This is a genomic window from Streptomyces sp. NRRL S-87 (genome assembly GCF_000719335.1).
In the GTDB taxonomy this organism is placed as follows: Bacteria; Actinomycetota; Actinomycetes; order Streptomycetales; family Streptomycetaceae; genus Streptomyces.
Genome location: NZ_JOGB01000019.1, coordinates 120,419 through 131,906 on the forward strand (window position 1 = coordinate 120,419; position 11,488 = coordinate 131,906).

The window sequence follows — 11,488 nt, forward strand, 5'->3', positions numbered from 1 at the left end:
GGCGCCAGTGCAGCGCAACGGTGCGCGCTCGCAGTAAGGGATGACATGTCCATATTCACCGAGCTGGCTCACCAGTACATCGACGGGCAGTGGCTTGCCGGTACCGGCTCGTGGGACATCATCGACGTCAACCCCTACAACGGCGAGAAGCTCGCGGCGATCACCGTCGCCACGGTCGAGCAGGTCGACGAGGCCTACCGGGCCGCCGAGCGCGCCCAGCGCGAATGGGCGCAGGTCAGCCCGTACGCCAGACGCGCCGTCATCGAGGGCGTGCTGCGCCTGACCGAGGAGCGCGAGGACGAGCTCGTCGAGGCGATGATCGACGAGCTGGGCGGCACCCGCGCCAAGGCCCGCTACGAGGTCTGGCTCGCCAAGGAGTTCCTGCGCGAGGCGATCCAGCTCGCCGTCCGGCCCGAGGGACGGATCCTGCCCTCCCTGGTGGAGGGCAAGGAGAACCGGGTCGAGCGGCTGCCCGTCGGCGTGGTCGCGGTCATCAGCCCGTTCAACTTCCCCTTCCTGGTCACCCTGAAGTCCGTGGCCCCCGCCCTGGCCCTGGGCAACGCGGTCGTCATCAAGCCGAACCAGAACGCCCCGGTCACCGGCGGCGGGGTCATCGCCAGGCTCTTCGAGGACGCGGGCCTGCCCGCCGGCCTCCTCAACGTCCTGGTCACCGACATCGCCGAGATAGGCGACGCGCTGCTCACCCACCCCGTGCCCAAGGTGATCTCCTTCGCCGGCTCGGACCGGGTCGGCCGGCACGTCGGCGCCGTCGCGGCCAAGCACTTCAAGCGCACCGTCCTCGAGCTCAGCGGCAACAGCGCGCTCGTCGTCCTCGACGACGCCGACCTCGACTACGCCGTGGACGCGGCCGTCTTCAGCCGCTTCGTCTACCAGGGGCAGGTCTGCATGGCCGCCAACCGCATCCTGGTGGACCGGGCGGTCGAGCACGACTTCACCGAGCGGTTCGTCAAGCGGGTCCGCTCCCTCAACACCGGCGACCCGCACGAGGACGACGTGCAGATCGGCCCCCTGATCAACCCCTTCCAGGCCGACGCCCTGACCGCGCTCGTCGACCGCGCGCTCGAGGAGGGGGCCACCGCGCTCGTCCGCGGCGCCACCCGCGGCAACCTCGTCGAGCCGACCGTGCTGACCGGCCTGCCCGAGGACTCCCCCCTGCTGGGCCAGGAGATCTTCGGCCCGGTCGCGCTGCTCGTGCCGTTCGACGGCGAGGACGAGGCCGTACGCCTGGCCAACGCGACCCCCTACGGGCTCAGCGGGGCCGTGCACACGCGCGACGTCGAGCGGGGCGTGCGCTTCGCCAAGCGCGTCGAGGCGGGGATGTTCCACGTCAACGACTCCACGATCTCGGACGAGCCGCTGGCCGCGTTCGGCGGGGAGAAGGCGTCCGGGCTCGGGCGGCTGAACGGGGACGCGACCGTCGAGGCCTTCACCACCCAGAAGTGGATCTCGATCCAGCACGGGCGCTCGCACTTCCCGTTCTGAGCCGAGCGGGCGGACCGTTTCTGCTTCCTGCGCCGCGGACGCCGCTCCTGAGCCGCGGAATTCTCCCCGCCGTGCCGCGGGTGATCGCGGACAGAAGCTGACCGCAAGCCCCCGTAGCGTCGTTCCTGTCAGAAGGAAGCAGGCGCAAGCCAGACGCGAAGGCGGCGGTCGGTCATGGTCACTCACGTTCCCGCGGAATCCCAGGGCGACGAGCGCGGCGCGCTCCTGAACTTCGTCGAGGCCCAGCGCGGTGCCCTGCGGCGGTCCGTCCTCGGCCTCACCGCCGAGCAGGCCGCCAGCCGCCCGAGCGCCAGCGAGCTGTCCCTCTCCGGCCTGCTCAAGCACGTCGCGGAGACCGAGCTCAACTGGCTGCGGATGGCGCAGCAGAAGCCCAACGAGAAGCAGCGCGACGAGTCCACCTGGGCCGACAGCTTCCGGCTGGTCGGCGACGAGTCGGTGGAGGGCGTGCTGGCCTTCTGGGACGGGGTGGCCGCCGAGCTCGCGGACTTCATCGCGGCCGTGTCCAGCCTCGACGACACCTTCCCCCTGCCGGACCAGCCCTGGTTCCCGAAGGAGGGCAAGGTCTCGATGCGCTGGTTGCTGCTCCACCTGGTCGAGGAGCACGCCCGGCACGCCGGCCACGCCGACATCATCCGCGAGTCCCTGGACGGCCGGACCGCCTTCGAGCTGGTCGCCGCCGCCGCGACGGACGCCTGAGGGCCGTCCGCCCCGGCGGTCCCCACCCGGCCCCGCCGCGACCCCACCTCCGTCGCCGCCCGGGCTTGCACCTCACGCCGCGTGAGGGGCCAGGCTGGAGTGCGTACCGAACGACAGGAGCGGGAACGATGAGCTATTCCGTGGGCCAGGTCGCCGGTTTCGCCGGGGTGACGGTGCGCACGCTGCACCACTACGACGAGATCGGCCTGCTCTCCCCGAGCGGGCGCAACCACGCGGGGCACCGGCGTTACGACGACGCCGACCTCGAGCGGCTGCAGCAGGTCCTGTTCTACCGGGAGCTCGGCTTCCCGCTCGAGGAGGTCGCGGTCCTGCTGGACGATCCCGACACCGATCCGCACGAGCACCTGCGCCGTCAGCACGCGCTGCTGACCGGCCGGATCGATCGGCTCCAGCAGATGGCCAAGGCCGTCGAGCAGGCGATGGAGGCACGCAGAATGAGCATCAACCTGACCCCCGAGGAGCGCTTCGAGGTCTTCGGGGACCAGGACCCCGAGCAGTACGCCGACGAGGCCGAGCAGCGGTGGGGCGGCACGGACGCCTACAAGGAGTCCGCCCGCCGGACCGCGACGTACACCAAGGAGGACTGGCTGCGCATCCGGGCCGAGGGCGACGCCCTCAACGGGCGGCTCCTCGCCCTGATGGAGGCGGGGGAGCCGGCCGACTCGGAGGCGGCCATGGACGCCGCGGAGGAGCACCGGGCGCAGATGAGCCGGAACTTCTACGACTGCCCGCACGCGATGCACCGCTGCCTCGGTGAGATGTACGTCGCCGACGTCCGCTTCACCGAGAACATCGACAAGGCAGGGCCGGGCCTGGCCGCGTACCTGAGCGCGGCCATCGTCGCGAACGCGGAGCGGCACGGGGCCTGATCCGAAGAGCCCCCTAGCCGCAGGGGCGCCGCAGACGGTAAAAAGGTGGCAAAGGAGCCCCCCTCCGGGCTGGAACCGGGCGGGGGCCCGCCGCGTTCATAATTGTGGGCAACCGCCCGGCGCACCTGTCCCCGCGACGGCACACCTGTCCCCGAATCCCAGGAGCCCGGATTCCCGTGTACACGACGACCCTCGCGACCGGACTCTCCGAGTGGATGTCCCCTGACTACTGGATCTCCAACTTCGGTCTGATCGGCATCCTGGCGATCGTCTTCGCCGAGTCGGGGCTCTTCGCCTTCCTCCCGGGCGACTCGCTGCTCTTCACCGCCGGTCTGCTGGTCGCCAACGGCCAGTACATCGAGGAGCCGCTCTGGCTGGTGGTCACGCTGATCGTGGCGGCGGCCGTGCTGGGCGACCAGGTGGGCTACCTGATCGGCAAGTTCTTCGGCCCCAAGCTCTTCAACCGGCCGAACTCGAGGCTCTTCAAGCGGGAGAACCTCGACAAGGCGCACGAGTTCATCGAGAAGTTCGGCCCCAAGGCCATCGTGCTGGCCCGCTTCGTCCCGATCGTGCGGACCTTCGCGCCGATCGTGGCGGGCGCCGGCCGCATGAAGTACCGCACGTTCATCACGTACAACGTGATCGGCGGCCTCGGCTGGGGCGCCGGCGTCACGATGGCGGGCTACTGGCTCGGCCAGATCGACCTCATCAAGAACCACGTCGAGTCGATCCTGGTGGTGATCGTCCTGGTGTCGGTGGTCCCGGTCGCCTTCGAGGTCCTCAAGGCCCGCCGCGAGGCGAAGAGCGCCCCCGCGGCCCCCGCCGGCGCCCAGGACACCGAGTTCACCGCGCCCCCGCAGCGCGGCCGCCACGCGCGCCGCTGACGCCGTACGCGCACTGCAGACTCCGCACGGAGGCCCGGGGCGACCGCCGCCCCGGGCCTTCGTCGTGCCCCGTGTGCTGCGGGCCTTCGCCCCGCAGGCGCCGCGCAGCGGCCGGGCGGGCTCAGTACCCGCGGGTGCGCTTGGCCGCGCCGCGCTTGGCGGCGCTCGCGCGCACCGGCCCGCGCATGAACAGGCGCGAGATCTCCGCGCCCAGGTTCACCCCGATCGCGATGGCCAGCGCCAGCGCGGCCGCGTTCACCAGCGAGGCCAGGCCCTTGTCCAGCCGGCCCTCCGCGATCGACAGCAGCCCGTAGTACGTCGCCGAGCCGGGCAGCAGCGGCCCGATCGCCGCCGTGACGTACGGCAGCGCCGACGCGTACCGGTAGCGCGAGAACAGCTGGCCGAACAGGCCCACCAGCCCCGCCGCGACCGCGGTGGACGGCACCGGCGGGATGCCGCCGGCGTAGTGCAGCGCCCCGAACGTCACCCAGGCCACCCCGCCGTTCAGCGACACGATCCACACCGTGGCCCACGGCTGCTGCAGCAGGATCGCGAACGTGAACACGAGCACCAGCGCGGCAGCGATCTGCACCGGCGGCCGCTCGGTGATCTGCAGGACCTCCTCCGGGTTCGGCGAGGTGTGCAGCTGCAGGCCCAGGTAGAGCACCGCCAGCACGCCGATGATGATCCCGATGAAGAGGTACATCACCTCCAGCAGGCGTGCCGAGGCGGTGATGTAGAAGCCGGTCAGGCCGTCCTGTACGGCCGCCACCAGGGCCCGCCCGGGCAGCAGCGCGAACAGCCCACCGGTGATCACCGCGGAGGCCTTCACGTCCCAGCCCGTCAGGCTGATCGCCACGCCGATCGCGGCCGGCGGCATCGCGGCCACCACGAACTGGTAGAACTCCGGCAGCCCGCGCCCCGCGCACACCCATGCCAGCCGGTCGCCCAGGATCGCGCCCAGTGCGGCCGCGAAGAACACGAGCACGCCGCCGCCGACCAGGATCGAGGCCGCGCCCGCCAGCAGGCCCGCCGCAGCGGTGAGCACCCAGCCGGGGTAGGGGTGGCGGTTGCGGCGGATCACCGCCAGCCGCCGGTACGCCTCCTCCAGCGAGATGTCGACCTCGGGCGCGCTGACGTCGTCGACCAGGCGGAACACCGCCGCCAGCCGGTTGTAGTCCGTACCGCGGCGGCGCACCGTGCGGCTGGCCGAGACCGGGTCGTCGACCAGCGAGGGCTGGTGCGTGATCGACAGCATCGTGAAGGTGACGGTCGGCTCGCACCGGTCCAGCCCGTACGAGCGGGCCACCGCGAGCATGGCGGCCTCGACGTCCTCCGCGCCCTCCCCGCCGGCCAGCATCAGCTCGCCGATGCGCAGGGTCAGGTCGAGGACGCGCGGCACGGCCGGGCCGCCCTCGCCGTGCTTCTGGGCCGGCTCCGGCACCGGCCGGTCGCCGACGGGCATGCGCAGCATCGTGCGCATGCGGTCCTGCCAGGGGGACTCGGTCATCCGGGCGAACGGCAGGTCCGCGGCGGCCTGGTGGCCCGGCGGGCCCGGCGGGCCGGACGGGGCGGCGTACGCGCCGGGACGGGCGAACGCGGAGCCCTCCAGCTCGGCCGGCGGGGGCTCCAGGCCCTCCGGGACCGCGAACTCCGACGTGGGGTGCTCGTCCTCGGCGGGCGGCGACGCGGCCACGCCGTCGGGCGGCGCGAACGCGCTGTGCGCCTCGTCCGACCGCGGCTTGCGGTCCTCTGCCCCCTCGGACTCCGCCACGCCCACTCCTGTCCCTGGCCACCCCGATCATCAGTATGCGGAACCGTTTCGTCCATGGCGAAAGCGGGTCGAGGGGGAGTGAGCTGAGGGTGTGGGGGGTGGTACGGGCGTGGGCGGGGGCGCGGGTACGCGAACGGGCGGCACCCCGTGCCGGGGTACCGCCCGTTCAGCTCGGCTCCGTCAGGAACCGGAAGGCTCGGCGAAGAGCCGGGGGCCTCAGTGGCCGCCGTGCTCCTGCAGGCGCTTGAAGGAGCGCTCGATCTCGGCCTCGGCCTCGGCGCGGCCGACCCAGTTGGCGCCCTCGACGGACTTGCCGGGCTCCAGGTCCTTGTAGACCTCGAAGAAGTGCTGGATCTCCAGGCGGTCGAACTCGGAGATGTGGTGGATGTCGCGCAGGTGCTCCACGCGCGGGTCCGAGGCCGGCACGCACAGCAGCTTGTCGTCGCCGCCCGCCTCGTCCGTCATGCGGAACATGCCGATCGCACGGCACTTGATCAGGCAGCCCGGGAAGGTCGGCTCGTCAAGGATGACCAGCGCGTCCAGCGGGTCGCCGTCCTCGCCGAGGGTGTTCTCGACGAAGCCGTAGTCGGTCGGGTAGCTGGTCGAGGTGAAGAGGCGACGGTCCAGGCGGATCCGGCCGGTCTCGTGGTCCACCTCGTACTTGTTCCGCGAACCCTTGGGGATCTCGATGGTGACGTCGAACTCCACGTCCTGCTCCTCCATGATCACGTGCTTCGAGTGACAGCGCGTCCACCCGGGGGCCGGGGTGCCATGCTCGCGGCAAGACGCAGTGGTTAAGTGTCCCTCACGCAGTCGTGTGATCGCGAAAGGGGCTGGTCCGAGGTGCCGCTGACAACGACGTGGCGGCTCGCCGCGGGATCGGCCGCGGCCGGTCTCGCCCTCGCGGCGGGTGCCGTGGCCGCCGCAGGGCCCTGGGACTCCGGCCAGCGTAAGGCCGAGCGGGCCTGGGCCGCCGCCCACGAGCGCACGGGTGGCGCACATCACGGCCGCGGCGGCCCCCAGGGGCCCCGTGAGCCCGCGGTGGCACCCAGTGCCCCCGGCGTGCTGTCCGCGGTCGCCGGGCCCGGCCTCACCGCCGCCCGTACGACGGCCCTGGGCAAGGCCCTGGCGCCCCTGATGGCGGATCCGGGCCTGGGCACCACCCGCACCGCCTGCGTCCTCGACGTGGCCACCGGACAGGTCGTCTACGCCGCCGACGCCGACCGGCCCATGACCCCCGCCTCCACCATCAAGATCGCCACCGCGGCGGCGGCCCTCGCCGGCCGCGGCCCCGACCACCGCATCGAGACCCGGGTGCTGGCCGACCCCGACGGCCGCCGGGTCGTCCTCGTCGGTGCCGGCGACCCCACCCTCACCGCCCGCGCCCCGCGCGGCGCCGGCTCCGACGGCGCCACCGGGCCCGGCCCGGCCGGCCACGGCCCCACCGGCGGCAGCCTCGTCGAGCTCGCCGACGAGACCGCCCGCGCCCTCAAGGCCCGCGGCGCCGGCGCGAAGGACGTACGCCTGGCCTACGACACCACCCTCTACAGCGGCCCCGCCGCCCACCCCATCGGCGCCGACAACGACAACATCGCCCCGCTGAGCGCCCTGATGGTCGACGAGGCACGCCTGGACCACTCGTACTCCGGTACGGCCGACCGCGCCCCGGACCCCGCCCGGGAGGCCGCCGAGGCCTTCGCCGGACTCCTGCGCGCCCGCGGGATCGCGGTCTCCGACGACATCGCCCCGGGACGCGCTTCGGCCAAGGCCGCGTCCGTCGCCGACACCGCCTCCGCACCGCTCGCCCAGCTGGTCGAGCGCATGCTCACCGAGAGCGACAACGACCTCGCCGAGGCGCTGGCCCGTCAGACCGCGCTCGGCGAGAAGAAGCCCGCCAGCTTCCAGGGCGGCGAGCAGGCCGTCACCGCACGGCTGCGCGCCCTCGGCGCCCCCCTGCGCGGCGCCCGCTTCGCCGACGGCAGCGGCCTGTCCCGCCAGGACCGGGTCAGCGCGCGCCTGCTGGCCGCCCTGCTCGCCCGGGCCGCCGACCCCACGCGGCCCGACCTGCGGCCCGTCCTGACCGGCCTGCCGGTGGCCGGGTTCACCGGGACGCTCAGCGGCCGCAACGCGGGCGACTCCCCCGCCGCGGGGTTGCTGCGCGCCAAGACCGGCACGCTCAACGGGGTGAACTCGCTCGCCGGCATCGTGGTCGAGCCGACCGGGCGGCTGCTCGCCTTCGCCTTCCTCGCGGAGGGGACGCCCGGGAAGGACGCGGCGCAGGGGGCCTTGGACCGGCTGGCCGCCGGGTTGGCGGGGGCGGGGGACGGGCCCGCGGCCGGGGCTGCCGGTTGAGGGCTGCCGGCTGACGGCGGGGGCCGGAGGCTGCGGGGCGGGGAGCAGGGCGCGGACGGTCCGAAGCCCGGTGCACAACCCCCTCCGCAGCGGGCCCGGTCCACGTACCGTTGACGTATGACGAGCCTCGGTGGTGCGGAGATGGTCGACTGGAATCTCGCGGTATCGACCGCGACCCGGCTGGTGCGGCCCGGACCGGAGGTGACCCGGGACGAGGCGCGGGCCGTCGTCGCCGAACTGCGCCGGCACGCGCGGGCCGCCGAGGGACACGTACGGCGGTTCGTCCGGATGATGCCCGAGGACGCGCCCGTCGCGGACACGCCCGTGCTCGTCGTGGACCGGGCCGGGTGGGCCAAGGCCAACGTGGCCGGCTTCCGGCACCTCCTCACCCCGCTCCTCGGCAAGATGCAGGAGCGCCGGACGACCGCGAACGCCCCCGGCGGGGCCCTCTTCGGCGCCGTCGGCGGGAAGGTCACCGGCGTCGAGCTCGGGATGCTGCTCGGCTTCCTGGCCTCGCGCGTGCTCGGGCAGTACGAGACCTTCGCCCCGGCCACCCGCGACCTGCCCGGCTCCGCGGGCGGCGGCCGGCTGCTGCTGGTCGCCCCCAACATCGTCCACGTCGAGCGCGAGCTGGAGGTCGACCCGCACGACTTCCGGCTGTGGGTCTGCCTGCACGAGGAGACGCACCGGACGCAGTTCACGGCCGTCCCCTGGCTGCGCGACCACCTCGAAGGGGAGATCCAGTCGTTCCTCGGTGCCACCGAGATGGACCCGATGACCGTCCTCGAACGGCTCCGCGAGGCGGCCCAGTCGCTCTCCGGGGGCCGCCCGGAGGGCGAGGACGGCGAGGAGGAGGGCGGGCGCTCGCTCGTCGACCTCGTCCAGACCCCCGAGCAGCGCGAGATCCTCGGCCGGCTCACCGCCGTGATGTCCCTGCTCGAAGGGCACGCCGACTACGTCATGGACGGCGTCGGCCCCGAGGCCGTGCCCTCCGTCGCCGAGATCCGCGAGAAGTTCCAGAAGCGGCGCGCCAGCGGCGCGGGGCGCCTCGACGCGGCCCTGCGCAAGCTCCTCGGGCTCGACGCCAAGCTCCGCCAGTACCGCGACGGGGAGCGCTTCGTGCGCGCCGTCGTCGACCAGGTCGGCATGGACGGCTTCAACCGCGTCTGGACCTCGCCCAACACCCTCCCCACGAAGGCCGAGATCGCCAAGCCCGCCGACTGGGTCCAGCGGGTGCACCGCAAGGGAAGTGACGCGGAGTGACGCAAAGCGACCACTGATGTCTCCTGGAGGCGCTCAGCATCACCCATCCGAGGGACCGTGGGCCGTGGATAGGCGTGCGATGCTCAGGGAACGGCTCGGCTCTGTCACCATCGACGCACTCTGAGTGACGTTCCGGTCCTCCGGGGCCGGGGCCACCACCCGAGCGCACCACCCCCGCACCACCTCCTGAGCACTGCCGCGCGCCCCCCGGGGCGAGCGCCTCCAGACTTCCACCGAAGGGCACCGGACATGGGACCCCATCCTGCGGTCGCGGCGATACGCCTGGCGGTCCGCCGCGTACTCCACGACGTACTGACCGACCTCGACCAGACCGCCCGCGACCGGGCCGCACGCGCGACCGACCCCGAGACGGCCGCGACCGGCCCCGGCCGCCCCGCCGGCGGCATCCCCGCCCCCGCCTCCGGCGGCGACCGGCGCCCCCTCGTCCTCGTCGCCTGCTCCGGCGGCGCGGACTCCATGGCCCTCGCCTCCGCCCTGGCCTTCGAGGCGCCCAAGCTCGGCATCCGCGCCGGCGGCATCACCGTCGACCACGGCCTCCAGCCCGGCTCGGACCTGCGCGCCTCCGAGGTCGTCGCCCGCATGACCGCCCTGCGGCTCGAACCCGCCGAGTCCGTGGCCGTCACCGTGGGCCGCGACGGCGGCCCCGAGGCCGCCGCCCGCGACGCCCGCTACGCAGCGCTCGACGCCGCCGCCGAACGGCTCGGCGCCGTCGCGGTCCTGCTCGGCCACACCCGCGACGACCAGGCCGAAACCGTCCTGCTCGGACTCGCCCGCGGCTCCGGCATCCGGTCCCTGTCCGGCATGGCCGAGAAGTCCGGCGGGACCGGCTACGGGGCGGCGGCCCCCGGCCGCTACCGCCGCCCGTTCCTGAACATCGACCGCCAGACGGCCCGCAAGGCCTGCATGGTGCAGTCGCTGGCCGTCTGGGACGACCCGCACAACGCCGACCCCGCCTACACCCGCTCGCGGCTGCGCCACGAGGGCCTGCCCGCCCTGGAGAAGGCCCTCGGCAAGGGCGTCGTCGAAGCCCTGGCCCGCACCGCCCAGCTGTCCCGGGACGACGCCGACGCCCTCGACGCCTGGGCCGTCCAGGCCGACCGGACCGTGCGCGACGAGGCAGGCCAGCTGGAGTGCGCCAAGCTCTACGCCCTGCCCCCGGCCGTGCGCCGCCGCGTGCTGCGCCGGGCCGTGGTCCAGGCAGGTTCCCCGGCCGGCTCCCTCTTCGCCCGCCACATCGAGGAAGTCGACCGTCTCATCACCGGCTGGCGGGGTCAGGGCGCGATCAACCTGCCCGGCCGCGTCATGGCCCAGCGGCAGGGTGGCAGACTTGTCATCCGGCAGGGCTGAGTGCTGAACCACGGCCGAGGCCTCCGGGGGAACGTCCGGGGCCGCGGCCGCCAACGAAAGCGATGCGGGTGAACGAGAAGGACATGGGCAACGATCTTGCGTCGGTGCTCATCACCAAGGAAGAGATCGACGCGAAGCTGGCCGAGCTGGCCGCGAAGATCGATGCGGAGTACGCGGGCAAGGACCTGCTCATCGTCGGCGTCCTCAAGGGCGCGGTGATGGTGATGGCGGACCTGGCGCGCGCCTTGTCCACCCCGCTCACCATGGACTGGATGGCGGTGTCCTCCTACGGCGCGGGTACCCAGTCCTCCGGCGTCGTCCGGATCCTCAAGGACCTGGACACCGACATCAAGGACAGGCACGTCCTGATCGTCGAGGACATCATCGACTCCGGTCTGACGCTGTCCTGGCTGCTGTCGAACCTCGGCTCCCGCCAGCCGGCCTCCCTCGAGGTCGTCACGCTGCTGCGCAAGCCCGACGCCGCCAAGGTCGCCATCGACGTGAAGTGGGTCGGCTTCGACATCCCGAACGAGTTCGTCGTCGGCTACGGCCTCGACTACGCGGAGAAGTACCGCAACCTCCCGTTCGTGGGCACGCTCGCCCCGCACGTCTACGGCGGCTGAGCCCCGGCTCGCACCGTGTCCACCCCCGGCGGCCACCGCCGGGGGGTGGCGCGCCCCCGTCGGCGCGGGTCGGCGGGGAACCACTCCCGCGTTCCCGCCGTTGGAGCATGCGAA

General features: G+C 73.3%; 10 protein-coding genes. 8 read left to right on the forward strand and 2 right to left on the reverse strand.

What is annotated here, in order from left to right; translation table 11 throughout:
* Nucleotides 1-45: 45 nt before the first annotated feature.
* From IF43_RS0114390 to IF43_RS0114405, 4 genes are all read left to right on the forward strand, one after another.
* Nucleotides 46-1,503 carry an aldehyde dehydrogenase family protein gene (locus tag IF43_RS0114390; RefSeq protein ID WP_030199645.1) on the forward strand — a complete coding sequence of 486 codons (1,458 nt, stop codon included), beginning with the start codon at nucleotides 46-48 and terminating at the stop codon, nucleotides 1,501-1,503.
* A 174-nt stretch (nucleotides 1,504-1,677) separates the two neighbouring features.
* A complete protein-coding gene (locus IF43_RS0114395) occupies nucleotides 1,678-2,220 on the forward strand; it encodes a DinB family protein (RefSeq protein ID WP_030199651.1) in 543 nt (180 codons plus the stop codon).
* 128 nt (nucleotides 2,221-2,348) lie between these two features.
* The gene (locus IF43_RS0114400; RefSeq protein ID WP_030199654.1) at nucleotides 2,349-3,110 is read left to right on the forward strand and encodes a MerR family transcriptional regulator; all 762 of its coding nucleotides are present in this window, start codon (nucleotides 2,349-2,351) and stop codon (nucleotides 3,108-3,110) included.
* 176 nt (nucleotides 3,111-3,286) lie between these two features.
* The gene (locus IF43_RS0114405) at nucleotides 3,287-3,994 is read left to right on the forward strand and encodes a DedA family protein (RefSeq protein ID WP_234332158.1); all 708 of its coding nucleotides are present in this window, start codon (nucleotides 3,287-3,289) and stop codon (nucleotides 3,992-3,994) included.
* 121 nt (nucleotides 3,995-4,115) lie between these two features.
* Here the strand turns inward: IF43_RS0114405 and IF43_RS0114410 are convergent, their stop codons facing one another.
* Nucleotides 4,116-5,768 carry a threonine/serine exporter ThrE family protein gene (locus IF43_RS0114410; protein ID WP_030199661.1) on the reverse strand — a complete coding sequence of 551 codons (1,653 nt, stop codon included), beginning with the start codon at nucleotides 5,766-5,768 and terminating at the stop codon, nucleotides 4,116-4,118.
* 216 nt (nucleotides 5,769-5,984) lie between these two features.
* On the reverse strand, nucleotides 5,985-6,476 hold the full coding sequence (locus tag IF43_RS0114415) for an inorganic diphosphatase (RefSeq protein WP_030199665.1): 492 nt from the start codon (nucleotides 6,474-6,476) through the stop codon (nucleotides 5,985-5,987).
* A 135-nt stretch (nucleotides 6,477-6,611) separates the two neighbouring features.
* Between IF43_RS0114415 and dacB the strand changes: the two genes are divergently transcribed.
* The 4 genes from dacB (at nucleotide 6,612) to hpt (ending at nucleotide 11,374) form a co-directional block, all read left to right on the forward strand.
* Nucleotides 6,612-8,120, forward strand: coding sequence for a D-alanyl-D-alanine carboxypeptidase/D-alanyl-D-alanine-endopeptidase (gene dacB / locus IF43_RS0114420; RefSeq protein ID WP_037888524.1), 1,509 nt, complete (start codon nucleotides 6,612-6,614; stop codon nucleotides 8,118-8,120).
* 117 nt (nucleotides 8,121-8,237) lie between these two features.
* Nucleotides 8,238-9,383 carry a zinc-dependent metalloprotease gene (locus IF43_RS0114425; protein WP_030199668.1) on the forward strand — a complete coding sequence of 382 codons (1,146 nt, stop codon included), beginning with the start codon at nucleotides 8,238-8,240 and terminating at the stop codon, nucleotides 9,381-9,383.
* Nucleotides 9,384-9,632: 249 nt separating this feature from the next.
* Nucleotides 9,633-10,751: a tRNA lysidine(34) synthetase TilS gene (tilS, locus tag IF43_RS0114430; protein WP_030199669.1), complete on the forward strand. Its 1,119-nt coding sequence runs from the start codon at nucleotides 9,633-9,635 to the stop codon at nucleotides 10,749-10,751.
* A gap of 62 nt (nucleotides 10,752-10,813) precedes the next feature.
* Entirely contained in the window at nucleotides 10,814-11,374 is a 561-nt protein-coding gene (gene hpt / locus IF43_RS0114435; RefSeq protein ID WP_030199670.1) for a hypoxanthine phosphoribosyltransferase, read from the forward strand.
* Nucleotides 11,375-11,488 lie beyond the last annotated feature (114 nt).